The following is a 14,338-nucleotide window of genomic DNA, read 5'->3' as shown; positions in this document are numbered from 1 at the left end:
CCGAACGTGTCGGCAACGCGGCATACACTCGATCTCGCTCCCAGACCTTCAGAGAGGCGCACGTGGCTGACTCGTTCGTACATCTTCACAATCACACCGAGTACTCGATGCTCGACGGTGCGGCCAAGGTCGGCGCCATGTTCGAGGAGGCCGCTCGTCTCGAAATGACCGCTGTCGGCATGACCGACCACGGAAACATGTACGGCGCCAGCCAGTTCTACAACGAGGCCAAGAGTGCCGGCATCAAGCCGATCATCGGCATCGAGGCGTACATCGCACCCGAATCCCGCTTCAACACCAAACGAGTTCTCTGGGGAGATCGCAGCCAGAAGTCCGACGACGTCTCCGGTAGCGGTGCGTACACGCACATGACGATGGTGGCCGAGAACGCCACGGGGCTCCGAAACCTCTTCAAGCTGTCTTCTCTCGCGTCAATCGAGGGACAGCTCGGCAAGTGGCCTCGCATGGACGAGGAACTCATCGCGGCGCACGCCGAGGGCATCATCGCCACCACCGGTTGCCCTTCGGGTGAGATTCAGACGCGTCTTCGTCTCGGTCACGATCGCGAGGCTCTCGAAGCTGCCGCGAAGTGGCAGGAGATCTGGGGACCGGACAACTTCTTCCTCGAACTGATGGATCACGGTCTCTCGATCGAGCGCCGGGTGCGCGAGGGTCTGCTCGACATCGGCAAGCAACTCGGTATCCCGCCACTTGCCACCAACGACTGCCACTACGTCACCAAGGACGCCGCCGAGAACCACGAGGCGCTGCTCTGTATCCAGACCGGCAAGACGCTGTCCGACCCCACTCGCTTCAAGTTCGACGGCGACGGCTACTACCTCAAGTCCGCTGCCGAGATGCGCGCCATCTGGGACAACGAAGTACCGGGGGCGTGCGACAACACCGTGGCCATCGGCGAGCGTGTGCAGTCGTACGAGGACGTGTGGGCGTTCCACGACCGCATGCCGATCTTCCCGGTCCCGGAGGGTCACACGCAGCAGACCTTCCTGCGCGCCGAGGTGATGCGCGGACTCGATCGCCGCTTCCCGAGCGGACCTCCGCAGGAGTACCTCGCCCGCGCCGACTACGAGATCGGCGTCATCAACGAAATGGGCTTCCCGGCCTACTTCCTGGTGGTCGGCGACCTGATCAACCACGCCAAGGACGTCGGAATCCGCGTCGGGCCCGGCCGTGGATCGGCTGCCGGTTCGTTGGTGGCCTACGCGATGGGTATCACCAACATCGACCCCATCCCGTACGGGTTGCTGTTCGAGCGATTCCTCAACCCCGAGCGTGTGTCCATGCCAGATATCGATATCGACTTCGATGATCGCCGTCGCGGCGAGATGGTTCGCTACGCGACGGACAAGTGGGGCAACGACAAGGTCGCCCAGGTCATCACCTTCGGCACCATTAAGACCAAGGCTGCCATCAAGGACTCGGCTCGCGTCCAGTTCGGCAAGCCGGGCTTTGCCATCGCCGATCAGATCACCAAGGCGCTCCCGCCGCCCATCATGGCCAAGGACATCTCGGTTTCCGGTATCACCGATCCGAAGCACGAGCGGTACAAGGAGGCAGTCGAGGTTCGAGCGCTCATCGACTCCAGCCCGGACGTCGCGAAGATCTACAAGACCGCGGTGGGTCTGGAAGGGCTGATCCGCAACGCCGGTGTGCACGCCTGCGCGGTCATCATGTCGTCCGAACCGCTCACCGACGCAATCCCGGTCTGGAAGCGCGCCCAGGACGGCGCCATCATCACCGGGTGGGACTACCCCTCGTGTGAAGCCATCGGTCTGCTCAAGATGGACTTCCTCGGTCTGCGAAACCTCACGGTTATCGGCGACACGCTCGAGAACATCAAAGCCAACCGCGGCATCGACCTCGACCTCGACACTTTGCCGATGGACGATGCGGCAACATACGAACTGCTCGCCCGCGGCGACACTCTCGGTGTGTTCCAGCTCGACGGCGGCGGTATGCGCGAGTTGCTGAAACTGATGCAGCCCACCGGATTCGGCGACATCGTCGCCGCATTGGCGCTGTATCGACCGGGGCCGATGGGTGTGGACGCCCACATCTCGTACGCCAAGCGCAAGAACGCCTTGGAAGACGTCAAGCCAATTCACCCCGAGTTGGAGGAGCCGCTCGCGGAGATCCTCTCGGAAACGTACGGCCTGATCATCTACCAGGAGCAGATCATGCAACTGGCGCAGAAGGTGGCCGGTTACACCCTGGGTCAGGCCGACTTGCTGCGTCGCGCCATGGGTAAGAAGAAGCTGTCCGAGCTGGAAAAGGCCTACGCCGGCTTCCGGCAGGGCATGTTGGACAACAACTTCAGCGAAGCGGCCATCAAGGCGCTGTGGGACACGGTCCTTCCCTTCGCCGGGTACGCGTTCAACAAGTCGCACTCCGCCGGCTACGGACTCGTGTCGTACTGGACTGCGTACCTCAAGGCGAACTACCCGGCCGAGTACATGGCAGGTCTGCTGACCTCCGTCGGTGACGACAAGGACAAGTCCGCGATCTATCTCGCCGACTGCCGCAAGTTGGGCATCACCGTTCTCCCGCCGGACGTCAACGAGTCACGCGTCGACTTCGCGACCGTCGGCGACGACATCCGTTTCGGTATGGGGTCGGTGCGCAACGTCGGCGCCAACGTCGTTGCCTCGATCATCAAGGCGCGCACGGAGAAATCGAAGTTCACCGATTTCTCCGACTATCTCGGCAAGATCGACGCGATGGCTTGCAACAAGAAGGTCACCGAATCTCTCATCAAGGCCGGTGCTTTCGACTCGTTGGGTCACCCGCGCAAGGGCCTGATGTTGGTCCATGCCGACGCCATCGATTCCGTGATGAGCACCAAGAAGGCAGAGGCGATCGGACAGTTCGACCTCTTCGGCGGTGCCGAGGCGGACGAGTCGATCACCTCGGTGTTCGACGTCAAGATTCCAGAGGAGGAGTGGGACTCCAAGCATCGCCTGGCACTCGAACGAGAGATGCTGGGGCTGTATGTTTCCGGTCACCCGCTCAACGGCGTCGAGCACATTCTTCGCCAGCAGTCCGACACGTCCATCGCCGCGATACTCGAAGGCGGCGTTCAGGACGGTGCCCAGGTAACTCTCGGCGGCATCATCGCCTCGGTGGACCGCCGGGTCAACAAGAACGGTCTGACCTGGTGCATCGTGCAGCTCGAAGATCTCGTGGGTGGAATCGAGGTGCTGTTCTTCCCGCAGGCGTACGCGGTGTACGGAATGGACATCGCCGAGGATGCCATCGTGTTGGTCAAGGCTCGCGTCTCGATCCGAGACGATCGGATGTCGCTGATCGGCAACGACCTTGCGGTGCCTGATATTTCGGCGATCGGGGTCGCACGCCCCCTGTCGGTCTCACTGCCCCTTCGGCAATGCACCAAGGACAAGCTCAGTGCTCTCAAGCAGGTGCTGACGAGGCACCCCGGAACGTCCGACGTCCATGTCCGGCTGATCGGCGGAACCGAGATCAGCTTGTGGAAGGTCGACGACGTCCTTCGGGTCGAACCGTCCTCGGCGCTGATGGGCGACCTGAAGGCATTGCTCGGGCCGAGCTGTCTGACGGTCTGACCGCCGATCGAGCGCACCTGAACAGAACGAAGGGACCTGCTGCATCAGCAGCAAGGTCCCTTCGTGGTTCGCGGGAGATCGGAGAGTGGAGTGATCAGGTGGTGCGTGAGTAGTACACGCGACGCGCCCACCAGGTGATCACAGCGGCTGTTGCGGCAGTCAGTACGGCTACCTGCATCGACTGGGTGACAGCTCCGGCGACCACGAACAGCACAAAACCGACCGCGAGAGCTTCGATCTTGTACAGCGGCCACTGAGTCCCGGCCAGATCGACGAAATGGTCGGACGAGGGGCGTGATTCGCGAGTGGAGATATCTGCGGTAGTCATCTCGTCCCTTTCTCGGTGCAGTCTGTTCTCGATGCGGCTTGGCTAGCGATACGGCTGTTCGAAGCTGTGGTTTCAGAGTAGCCAGAGATGAGAGTTCGGGCAAGCGAACTTTATTGATCGGCAGCTCACTTAATCGATCAACCAGGGGAGTGTGCCGACGACGGTCCTGGTCGGTGTGGTTCGGTGGCCAAGGTGCTCGAGTGGGTGTTCACTGGTACACATGCCAATCACAGGTGAGTACGAACCCAGTCCAGCGTCGTGGGCCGCCGATCAGGTCGCACGCATCGAGAACTCCGGTGGCACCGAGGGAAACGACATGAACGGCATGCCCGTCGTCGTTCTCACGACCGTCGGGGCAAAGACCGGCAAGGTCAGGAAGACGCCGCTGATGCGCGTCGAGCACGACGGCTCGTATGCCGTTGTGGCTTCGCTTGGTGGCGCTCCGAAGAATCCGGTTTGGTACTACAACGTCAAGGCCGATCCGCACGTCACGCTGCGTGACGCGACGCAGGTCTTCGACCTGGTTGCTCGTGAAGTCACCGGAGACGAGAAGGCGATCTGGTGGGAGCGCGCTGTCGCTGCGTACCCCGACTACGCCGATTATCAGACGAAGACCGATCGTGAGATCCCGGTGTTCGTGCTCGAACCCAAGTAACGCACTGCGGTCCTCACGAAACGGCAGTCCACAAGAAGCACTGCATAAACCACAAGCAAATCGTCACTCGCGGGGGTCGGCGATCCCGACTCCCGTGAGTGTGTCATGGAGGTCTGATGAGTCCGAAAACCGTTGCAGATCAATTGGTTCAGCAGCTCGTTGACGCGGGTGTCAGTCGGATCTACGGAATTGTCGGTGACAGTCTCAATCCCATCGTCGATGCGGTACGTCGCACCGGTGGTTCCGAAAAGGGCGGAATCGACTGGATACACGTCCGTCATGAGGAAGCAGCTGCGTTTGCGGCCGCAGCGGATGCCCAGATCACCGGGAAACTCGCAGTGTGTGCCGGATCCTGCGGTCCCGGAAACCTTCACCTGATCAACGGCCTGTACGACGCTCATCGTTCGGGTGCGCCGGTCCTCGCGATCGCCTCACACATCCCCAGCGCCCAGATCGGAATGGGCTACTTTCAGGAAACGCATCCCGAGCGGATCTTCATCGAATGTTCGAGTTACACCGAACTCGTCAGCACGGCAGTCCAATCACCTCGCGTGGTGCAGTCGGCGATTCAGCATTCGGTGGCTCGAAACGGCGTCTCGGTGATCGTGCTTCCCGGGGACATCGCCGATTGTCCGGCAGAAGGCACCCCGCCGACGCTCGTCGAAACCCGAAGGCCGACAGTCGTTCCGGATGCCGGTGACGTCAAGGCGTTGGCAGATGTGATCAACGGCTCGCGTAAGGTTGCGATCTTCGCCGGCGCAGGCGTGCGAGACGCACGCGCCGAGGTGTTGGCGCTGGCCGAAACCGTCGGGGCTCCCATCGGGCATTCGCTGCGCGGCAAGGAATGGATCCAGTACGACAACCCGTACGACGTCGGGATGACCGGATTGCTCGGTTACGGTGCGGCGCACGACGGTATCCACGGCGCCGATCTCCTGCTCCTGATCGGTACGGACTTTCCTTACGACCAGTTCTTGCCCGATGACGTTCGTACCGCTCAGATCGACATCGCGGCCGAGCGGTTGGGGCGTCGAACCAGCCTGGACCTGGCGGTGCACGGTGACGTCGCGAGCACCTTGAGCGCACTGATTCCGCAACTCGATCGAAAGACCGACCGCGGGTTCCTGGAGGATACGCTCGCAAAGCACAACACTCTGATGACCAAAGTGGTTGGTGCGTACACGGATCCGGTCAAGCAGCGCACACCCATTCATCCCGAGTATGCGGCCTCGATCCTCGACGATCTGGCGGCCGACGACGCGATCTTCACCGCCGACACCGGGATGTGCAACGTGTGGACGGCGCGCTATCTCAATCCGAACGGATCGAGACGCTTCATCTCCTCGGCGCTGCACGGATCCATGTCCAATGCGCTCCCACATGCGATGGGTGCGGCATGGTCGAGTCCGGGGCGTCAGGTCATCTCGGTGTCGGGCGACGGTGGATTGTCGATGCTGCTCGGTGAGTTGGTCACCGTCGCGATGTACAAGTTGCCGGTCAAGATCGTGGTGTTCAACAACTCGACGCTCGGAATGGTCAAGCTCGAGATGCTGGTCGACGGCCTTCCGGATTTCGGGGTCGACGTGCCCGCGGTCGACTACGCGGCGGTTGCTGCTGCGCTCGGTATCTTCTCGCGCCGAATCGAGAATCCCGCGGACATCGAAGCGGGCCTACGCGCCGCGCTCGATCACGACGGTCCGGCCTTGGTTGATCTGGTGACCGATCCGCTGGCATTGTCGTTGCCGCCCACCATCACCGGTGGTCAGATGAAGGGCTTCGCTTTGGCGATGTCGAAGATGGTGATGAACGGCGGCGTCGGCGAGGCTGTGCAGATGGCCAAGTCGAATCTGCGGAACGTGCCACGTCCCTCACAGTTGGATCCTCGCGGCTGACCTACCCGCCGCCCTGCCTCGCAGACCATGTGGGGCGGGGTGGTGGGAAGGTTGATCCCCGACGTGCGAAAATGGCGGAGTGTCTAACTCGCCCGATGTCGTAGTAACGAAGTCCACCGTCCCCGCGCTCGACGCGCAGGAGATCGACGCGGCCATCGAGCGAATTCAGCACGTCATTGCGGCGACACCCCTGCAGTACAGCGACCGTCTTTCGGCGTTGACCGGCGCGCACGTGTACCTCAAGCGCGAGGACCTCCAGGGCGTTCGTTCGTACAAGATTCGTGGCGCGTACAACCTGATCGCTCAGCTCAACGAGGCCGAGCGCGCGGCCGGCGTGGTGACTGCCAGTGCCGGTAACCATGCGCAGGGTGTTGCCTTCGCGTGCCGAACGATGCAGATCAAGGGTCGGATCTACGTTCCGGCAAATACCCCCAAGCAGAAGCGTGATCGCATCCGCGCCCACGGTGGAGCGTTTGTCGAACTGTTCATGATCGGTGAGACCTATGACGCCGCCGCTGCTGCGGCCGCGGAGGACGTAGCCGAAACCGGCGCAACCATGGTTCCCCCGTTCGACGACGTGCGCACCGCTGCGGGGCAAGGAACCATCGCAGCGGAGATTCTCACGCAACTGGACGCACCTCTCGACACGATCGTCGTGCCGGTCGGCGGCGGCGGTTGCATCGCGGGCATAGCCACCTATCTGCACGAGCGATCGCCCAAGACGTCGATCGTCGGGATCGAGCCGTCCGGCGCGGCGTCCATGACGGCCGCTCTCGTTGCCGGGGGCCCGGTGACTCTTCCCGACGTCGATCCATTTGTCGACGGGGCAGCGGTCAAGAGGATCGGCGATGTTCCCTACGAGGTCGTCTCACGTCTGGGTGCCGCCGTGGTGTCGCACGCGTCGTTGCCGCTCGTGGCTCGTCAACTTCAGACACGGTCCGGTTCGGGATCGTTTGTCGTCAATCAGATCGACGAGGGCGCTATCTGCACGGCGATGCTCGAGCTGTATCAGAGCGAGGGCATCATCGCCGAACCCGCGGGAGCGCTTTCCGTTGCGGCACTTCAGAATTTGACGTTCGAGCCGGGTTCGACCGTCGTGTGCCTGATTTCCGGTGGCAACAACGACGTATCCCGTTACGGCGAAATCCTCGAGCGTTCGCTCGTTCACCTTGGGCTCAAGCACTACTTCCTGGTGGACTTTCCGCAGGAACCGGGAGCGCTCCGTCGCTTCCTCTCGGACGTGCTCGGGCCGGACGACGACATCGCGCTGTTCGAGTACGTCAAGCGAAACAATCGCGAGACGGGTGCCGCGTTGGTGGGTATCGAACTCGGTTCCGCCGACGGGTTGGCGGCGTTGCTCGAGCGGATGGAGCGCGCGCCGATGCAGTCCGAGAGGCTCGAGCCGGGAAGCCCGGCGTACCGCTATCTGACGTAAGGGACGCCCCCGGTCAGGGCCGCAGTCGCTCGACCACCTGTCGATGCAATTCGGGATCTGGCTGGGGGAGCCCGAGCATGGCCGCCAAGTACAGACCGTCGCCGACGAGTCGGATGATCTCGGCTTGTATGGGATCGGCGATCTCGGTCTGAAGGCCCTTGTCCCAGCTGCGCATCACGTGGGTAACGGCTTTCTGGATCTCGTCGTGTTGTCCGTCGACTGTTCTCAGTGCCGCGATGATCGACCGGAAGAGTGAGAGTTCTTCGCTTTCGTTCGCATCGGGGATCTGCAGATAGAACTCGGTGACCGTCGTACCGCCTGCTACGGCGTCTTCGAGTTGCTGATCCGAGCGTTCTCCGAGTCTGCGGACCATCGCCGCGAGCAGTGCTTCCTTGCTGGGGAAGTGATAGAGAAGTCCGCCCTTGGAAACCCCGGCTTCGGCAGCAACGCCTTCGAGCGTGACTTGGGCAACGCCGCTGACCAGCAGCAGCTTCTCCAGTGCGTCGAGAATTCGATCGCGAGTGTCGGCAGCCATGTGATGTGACCCTACCCGGAAATAACTTTACCGCTTGGACGGTTCACTGTTACCGTAGACCTACTGTACCGGCTGGACGGTTCAGTGAAATCTTTTCGAAAGAACTCAGAGAAAGTCGCAGGGGAGCAATGTCAGTGTCGGCAGATCAGACGTCTGCAATCAATCCCGACGAGGTTCGGGCGACAAAGCGTGACTGGGCGGGCTTGATAGTCCTTGCCTTTGCTGTGTTGCTCATCGCAGTCGACGGCACGGTGCTCGATCTTGCGCTTCCGTTCATCAGCGCCGATCTCGAGCCGAGCAGCACGCAGTTGCTGTGGATCATCGACGTCTATTCGTTCGTGCTCGCCGGTCTGCTCATCACCATGGGTACGCTCGGTGACCGGATCGGTAGGAGAAAACTGCTCCTGATCGGCGCAGTCGGCTTCGGTCTCGCCTCGATCATCGCCGCTCTTGCTGTCAGTCCCGAGATGCTCATTGCCGCACGCGTGCTGCAGGGTATTTCCGGTGCAACGCTGATGCCGGCCACCCTCGGTCTGATCCGCACGATCTTCGTCAACCCGCGTCAGCGCACCGAGGCAATCGGTGTCTGGGGCGCGATGGCCGGTGGCGGTACAGCGGCAGGCCCTTTGGTCGGTGGTTGGTTGCTCGAGCACTTCTGGTGGGGTTCGGTCTTCTTGATCAACATCCCGGTCATGATCGCGCTGGTAGTACTCGGCCCGATCCTGATCCCGGAGTCGAAAGACCCCAACCCGGGTCGATTCGACCTCATCAGCGCTGGTCTGTCGATGGCGACCATGTTGCCGTTGGTGTACGCGGTCAAGGAATCCGTGGTGCACGGCGTCAGCATCACGTTGCTGGTGATCGGCCTTGTGGGTCTCGCCGCCGGCTACGTGTTCGTGCGTCGTCAGCGGATGCTGAAGGATCCGATGTTGGATCTGAAACTGTTTGCCAATGCGTCGTTTTCCACCGCCGTCATCACCAACCTGCTCTCGATCTTCGCACTCGCCGGTGTCCTGTTCTTCGGCTCGCAGTACCTGCAGTTGGTGCTGGGTAACTCGGCGCTCGACGCCGGCCTGCTGATGCTCCCGGGTATGTTGCTCAGCGCATTCACCGCGGTTGCGGCGGCCTGGTTGATTCGCCGGTGGTCGGTGTCTCACGTGCTCAGCGCAGGCCTCGCGGTTGCCGGAATCGGTGCTGCGATGCTGCTCGCCCTCGGGGTGGACAGCGGCCCGTTGATGTTCGTGATCGGCTTCGGTCTGGCCGGTGCAGGTGTCGGTGTCGCACTGACCCTGACGTCGGATCTTGTGGTCAGTTCGGTGGAACCCGAGCGTGCCGGCGCTGCGTCCGCGGTGTCGGAGACTGCGTACGAACTCGGTATCGCGCTCGGTGTGGCGATCCTGGGCAGCGTGGTGATGGCGATCTTCCGCAAGGGAATCGACACGTCCATGCTCGAAGCAGATCAGGCGCACGCTGCGCAGGGCACCCTCGGCGGTGCGCTGCAGGAAGCGACGTACCTACCTGGTGAACTCGGTTCGGTGCTTGCCGATTCCGCGAAGGCGGCGTTTGTCGACGGTATGCACGTTGCCGCCGGCGCAACCGCTTTGGTTCTGTTCGTCAGTGCCGCATTGGCATTGCGGATGCTGCGGAGTACACCAGAGAACGCGAAGCGTTGATGCGTGGAACGGTAGAACGCGAAGCGCTAGCTCCTGCAGAATCCGGGTAGTCAGCTTTCGAGTACGACGAACGAGTGCCCAGGCACGACTGTTGCGGACGCGGTCTCGTCCTGTGTCGGCGGATCCCACCAGAGGATGGGGGTTCCGCCGGCTGGGACCGAGGCCGCGTCCGTTCCCAGATTGCACACGATCTGTAATGCGCCGCGGCGCAGGGTGATCCACTGGTCGTCCTCGTCGTAGTCGACGTGCAGGTGCCCCAGCCAGGGGTCGGTGATCTCGATTCGCTTCTTGCGCAGGGCAAGGAGATCGCGATAGCACGCCAGGACGCGAGCATGTGTCTCGTCGGTTCGCTCGTCCCAGTCCAGTTTCGATCGCAGAAATGTCTGTGGATCTTGCGGATCCGGAATGTCGTCGCTGTTCCAGCCGTGTGCCGCGAACTCCGCCTTACGGCCCTTGGCGGTGGCCTCGCCGAGTTCCCGTTCCGGATGCGAGGTGAAGAACTGGAACGGAGTGGAGGCTCCCCATTCTTCTCCCATGAACAGCATCGGCGTGTACGGCGAGAGCAGGACCAGTGCTGCCTTGATCGCCAATTGTCCTGGCGTCAGATAGGCGCTCGGGCGGTCGCCGATCGCTCGGTTGCCGATCTGATCGTGAGTGCACGTGTATGCAAGCAGAGCACTGGCGGGCTGATGCGTGATGTCGATCGGCCGGCCGTGAACCCGCCCACGGAACGAGGAATACGTTCCGGCGTGGAAGAACCCGCGCCGCAATGTACTTGCAAGGGATTCCAAGGATCCGAAGTCGGCGTAATAACCCTGACGTTCGCCGGAGACGGCTGTGTGAATGGTGTGGTGGATGTCGTCGTCCCACTGCGCGTCCAAGCCGAACCCGCCCGCCGCTCGTGGCGTGATCAGAGTGGCGTCGTTGAGATCACTTTCGGCAATCAACGTGAGCGGTCGGCCCAGATGGGCCGACAATGTTTCCGTTCGGACGGCGAGTTCCTCGAGGATGTGCGTTCCGGTGTGATCGACCAACGCGTGGACGGCGTCGAGGCGTAGGCCGTCGATGTGGAAATCACGCATCCATCGCAGGGCATTTCCGATGATGTATTCGCGAACCTCGCCCGACTGCGGGCCTCCGATGTTGATCGTTCGGCCCCAGGTGTTCGCGCCATCGGCAATGTAGGGGCCGAACTTTTCGAGGTAGTTGCCCGACGGGCCCAGGTGGTTGTAGACCACGTCCAGAATCACGCCGAGTCCACGTTCGTGGGCTGCATTCACCAAGCGCTGTAACCCGTCCGGGCCACCGTAGATCTCGTGGACCGTGTACCAGAGCACACCGTCGTAGCCCCAGTTGTGAGTTCCGTTGAAACCGTTGACCGGCATGATCTCGACGAACCCGACACCGAGGTCGACGAGGTGATCGAGACGCTCGATCGCGGCGTCGAAAGTTCCTTCGGGGGTGAACGTTCCGATGTGCAGTTCGTAGACCGACGATCCTGGGAGTTGCCGTCCGGTCCACTGAGAGTCGGTCCAGGACGCCTCGTCGAGTAGGTGCAGTTGGGAGCGGAGATGCACGCCTTCGGGCTGTCGCGGTGATCGTGGATCCGGAAGTGTTTCACCGTCGACGACAAAGCCGTAGCGAGCCTGGTTGTCGCAGTCGACCTCGCCTCGCCACCACCCGTCGTCGGTCCGCTCCATGTCGTGCGTGATGCCATCGACTTCGACCCGGACCGATTCCGGCGTTGGCGCCCAGACCTCGAAAGTATGCACACGATCAGCATGCCTTGTTCGGTCGGATGTGGCAGCCCGGCGGGGTGGATCCGTCGTCATGGACTGTTTCTAGCCGCGGGTGTTGCCAGACGGAGCGGACAACGTGATCAGTTCCGGAGTGGGTGCGCCGCAGCATCCGCCCTCGGCTTCCCCGCCTTCGGCTTCCGCTGCGTCAGCTTCGTCGAAAACACCTGCACCGCCGCAGACTCCGGTCTCCGGAAGGATCAGCTCGACGCGGGCTGCCGCTTCGTGATCGCCGGCGAGTTCGGCGGCGATGCTGCGAACCTGCTCGTAGCCGGTCATCGCCAGGAAGGTGGGTGCCCGGCCGTAGCTTTTCATTCCTGCCAAGTACACGCCTGGCTCCGGATGGCGAAGCTCCTTCGCGCCATGCGGGTACACCGTGCCGCACGAGTGGACGTTCGGGTCGATCAGTGGAGCCAACTCGACCGGTGCTTGTAAGACCGGGTCGAGGCCGAGTCGAATTTCCGAAAGCCAGGAAAGATCGGGGCGGAATCCGGTCAGCGTTATGACGTTGTCCACGTTCTCGATGCGATCACCGGCATCGGAGGCAAGTACGAGTTGTCCCGAAGGGGTTGTTGTCACCTCTGCGGTGCGGAAGCCGGTGACCACTCTCAGTAGTCCGTCCTCGACGGCCTTCTTTGCGCGCAGTCCCAGGGCGCCGCGCGCGGGCAGTTCGTCAGCTTCGCCGCCACCGAACGCTGAGCCGACGTTTCCTCGGCGGACCGCCCAGATGATGCGGGTGCTCGGAGCCTGCTCCGCCAACCCCGACAGCGCAACGATCGCCGTCAGCGCAGAGTGGCCGCTCCCCGCGATGACCGTGTGTTTTCCGGCAAACTGTGCACGCACCGCCGGATCGTCGAGATCAGGAACCCGGTACCTGATCGCAGTGCCCACAGCGCCCTCGCCGAGGGCGGGAAGACCTTCACCGCCGAGCGGGTTGGGAGTACCCCAGGTGCCGGATGCGTCGACAACCGCCTGGGCGAACACGCGGTCCTCGGTTCCGTCACGGCGGCGCAGATGAATCGAGAGGGGTTCGGTATCGCGGCCGGCGTCGACGACCAGGTCACGTCCGCGTCGGGCTACGCCGATCACTTCGGTGTCGAACTGGATGGCGTCGCCGAGTGTTGAGGCGAGTGGCCCGAGGTAGAGGTCGCGCCATTGCCGGCCGGTCGGGTACGTCTCAGCGGCGGGAGAGCGCCATCCATTCTGCTCGAGGAGTCGCTGCGCGGCGGGGGAGACGAGTTCGGACCACCGGGAGAACAGTCGAACGTGATTCCACTCGGAGATCGCAGCACCGGCTGTGCTTCCGCGCTCGAAGACAAGGGGTGTGAGTCCGCGTTCGCGCAGTTCTGCTGCGGCTGCCAGGCCGATCGGGCCGGCCCCGATCACGACAACGGGTAGGGGGTTCATCTCGTACCTTTCATCGACGATTATCGATCTTAGTGGAACTGTATCGACAATCATCAATGTAGGCAACCATCGACAGCTGTCGATATAGTGGAGAGATGACATCGCTGCAGACTCCGACGGTGCGCGTCGGTGATTCGGACCCGGATCAAATTGGTTCTTCCGTCCTCGCGCAGGGCGATGCCGATACCTACGCGCAGTGGTTCGCCTGCCTTGCCGAGCCGATGCGCGTCCGATTGCTTCACCGGGTGGCGAGCGCGGTCGGTGGTATTACCGTCGGAGCGCTCGCCGAAGCGTTGGGGATCGGACAACCGACGGTGTCGCACCACCTGCGCAAGCTCGCCGATGTGGGTTTTGTGACCATGCGTAAGGAGGGGACGAGCACGGTCGTCGCGGTGAATCCGACGTGTTGCGTTGCCTTGCCGCAGGCGGCGGACGTGGTGATGGGAGTCCTTGCTCCGCGTCCTTGCTGCCCGAGTGATCTGCCCGACGATGTCTCTGTCCGGGCCATGATCGACGACGACTGGGATGCGGTTCGCCGTATTTACGGCGAGGGAATCGACACCCGAAATGCCACCTTTGCTACTGAGGTCCCCTCGCGTGAGCATCTCCACGAACGGTGGCTGTCGAAGCATCGGTGGGTCGCGACTATCGAGGGTGTTGTTGTCGGTTGGGCTGCGTTGAGTCCAGTTTCCGAGCGTGACTGCTACCGCGGGGTGGCGGAAAACTCCGTGTACGTCGCGGGCGGAATGCGTGGTCGGGGTGTCGGAAAGGCGTTGTTGCGCAAGCAAGTCATGGCCGCTGATGTCGACGACCTCTGGACACTGCAGACGTCGATATTTCCCGAGAATCGCGCCTCCATCTCGCTGCATCATTCGGCCGGGTTCAGAACTATCGGTCTCCGCGAGAAGATTGCCCAGCTCGACGGTGTGTGGCGTGACACTGTTCTGCTCGAACGACGTGCGGTGACCGCCGAGGGGTGAGTCCGGGATCCGGCCGACCGGGCACTCGATTGCGCGTT

At 62.5% G+C, this 14,338-nt stretch carries 10 protein-coding genes; 6 read left to right on the top strand and 4 right to left on the bottom strand.

The features are described 5' to 3' along the window. Positions 1-62: 62 nt before the first annotated feature. Entirely contained in the window at positions 63-3,599 is a 3,537-nt protein-coding gene (dnaE, locus tag FEZ59_RS00500; RefSeq protein WP_007733155.1) for a DNA polymerase III subunit alpha, read from the top strand. A 94-nt stretch (positions 3,600-3,693) separates the two neighbouring features. On the opposite strand, the gene FEZ59_RS00495 is transcribed toward dnaE, so the two are convergent. Next, entirely contained in the window at positions 3,694-3,927 is a 234-nt protein-coding gene (locus tag FEZ59_RS00495) for a hypothetical protein (protein WP_020908060.1), read from the bottom strand. Between the two features lie 220 nt (positions 3,928-4,147). Here FEZ59_RS00495 and FEZ59_RS00490 point away from each other — a divergent pair, with 220 nt between their 5' ends. The 3 genes from FEZ59_RS00490 (at position 4,148) to ilvA (ending at position 7,909) form a co-directional block, all read left to right on the top strand. Next, a complete protein-coding gene (locus FEZ59_RS00490; RefSeq protein WP_172932068.1) occupies positions 4,148-4,582 on the top strand; it encodes a nitroreductase family deazaflavin-dependent oxidoreductase in 435 nt (144 codons plus the stop codon). A gap of 116 nt (positions 4,583-4,698) precedes the next feature. After that, positions 4,699-6,474: a pyruvate dehydrogenase gene (locus FEZ59_RS00485; RefSeq protein ID WP_020969844.1), complete on the top strand. Its 1,776-nt coding sequence runs from the start codon at positions 4,699-4,701 to the stop codon at positions 6,472-6,474. A 79-nt stretch (positions 6,475-6,553) separates the two neighbouring features. Then, the gene (ilvA, locus tag FEZ59_RS00480) at positions 6,554-7,909 is read left to right on the top strand and encodes a threonine ammonia-lyase IlvA (protein ID WP_019748851.1); all 1,356 of its coding nucleotides are present in this window, start codon (positions 6,554-6,556) and stop codon (positions 7,907-7,909) included. Positions 7,910-7,922: 13 nt separating this feature from the next. Here ilvA and FEZ59_RS00475 read toward each other — a convergent pair whose 3' ends face one another. Then, the gene (locus FEZ59_RS00475; RefSeq protein ID WP_019748850.1) at positions 7,923-8,444 is read right to left on the bottom strand and encodes a TetR/AcrR family transcriptional regulator; all 522 of its coding nucleotides are present in this window, start codon (positions 8,442-8,444) and stop codon (positions 7,923-7,925) included. A 128-nt stretch (positions 8,445-8,572) separates the two neighbouring features. Between FEZ59_RS00475 and FEZ59_RS00470 the strand changes: the two genes are divergently transcribed. Beyond that, positions 8,573-10,117 carry an MFS transporter gene (locus tag FEZ59_RS00470; RefSeq protein ID WP_172932067.1) on the top strand — a complete coding sequence of 515 codons (1,545 nt, stop codon included), beginning with the start codon at positions 8,573-8,575 and terminating at the stop codon, positions 10,115-10,117. A 50-nt stretch (positions 10,118-10,167) separates the two neighbouring features. Here the strand turns inward: FEZ59_RS00470 and treZ are convergent, their stop codons facing one another. After that, positions 10,168-11,889: a malto-oligosyltrehalose trehalohydrolase gene (gene treZ / locus FEZ59_RS00465; protein ID WP_172932066.1), complete on the bottom strand. Its 1,722-nt coding sequence runs from the start codon at positions 11,887-11,889 to the stop codon at positions 10,168-10,170. Positions 11,890-11,958: 69 nt separating this feature from the next. Further along, a complete protein-coding gene (locus FEZ59_RS00460) occupies positions 11,959-13,320 on the bottom strand; it encodes an NAD(P)-binding domain-containing protein (RefSeq protein WP_021344542.1) in 1,362 nt (453 codons plus the stop codon). Positions 13,321-13,415: 95 nt separating this feature from the next. Between FEZ59_RS00460 and FEZ59_RS00455 the strand changes: the two genes are divergently transcribed. Further along, positions 13,416-14,300 (top strand): metalloregulator ArsR/SmtB family transcription factor, encoded by an 885-nt coding sequence (locus FEZ59_RS00455; RefSeq protein WP_069146869.1) that lies wholly within the window; start codon positions 13,416-13,418, stop codon positions 14,298-14,300. Positions 14,301-14,338: the final 38 nt, after the last annotated feature.

Origin of the sequence: Rhodococcus sp. MS13 (genome assembly GCF_013277835.1) — a bacterium.
GTDB classification, from domain to species: domain Bacteria; phylum Actinomycetota; class Actinomycetes; order Mycobacteriales; family Mycobacteriaceae; genus Rhodococcus_F; species Rhodococcus_F erythropolis.
This window is presented reverse-complemented; position numbering and strand designations above follow the sequence as displayed.

Excerpts from the sequence above, each read along its gene's own strand:
- FEZ59_RS00475 (WP_019748850.1), bottom strand. The coding sequence starts at position 8,444 with ATGGCTGCCGACACTCGCGATCGAATTCTCGACGCACTGGAGAAGCTG.
- FEZ59_RS00490 (WP_172932068.1), top strand. The coding sequence starts at position 4,148 with ATGCCAATCACAGGTGAGTACGAACCCAGTCCAGCGTCGTGGGCCGCC.
- FEZ59_RS00470 (WP_172932067.1), top strand. The coding sequence starts at position 8,573 with ATGTCAGTGTCGGCAGATCAGACGTCTGCAATCAATCCCGACGAGGTT.
- FEZ59_RS00460 (WP_021344542.1), bottom strand. The coding sequence starts at position 13,320 with ATGAACCCCCTACCCGTTGTCGTGATCGGGGCCGGCCCGATCGGCCTG.
- FEZ59_RS00485 (WP_020969844.1), top strand. The coding sequence starts at position 4,699 with ATGAGTCCGAAAACCGTTGCAGATCAATTGGTTCAGCAGCTCGTTGAC.
- FEZ59_RS00495 (WP_020908060.1), bottom strand. The coding sequence starts at position 3,927 with ATGACTACCGCAGATATCTCCACTCGCGAATCACGCCCCTCGTCCGAC.
- FEZ59_RS00455 (WP_069146869.1), top strand. The coding sequence starts at position 13,416 with ATGACATCGCTGCAGACTCCGACGGTGCGCGTCGGTGATTCGGACCCG.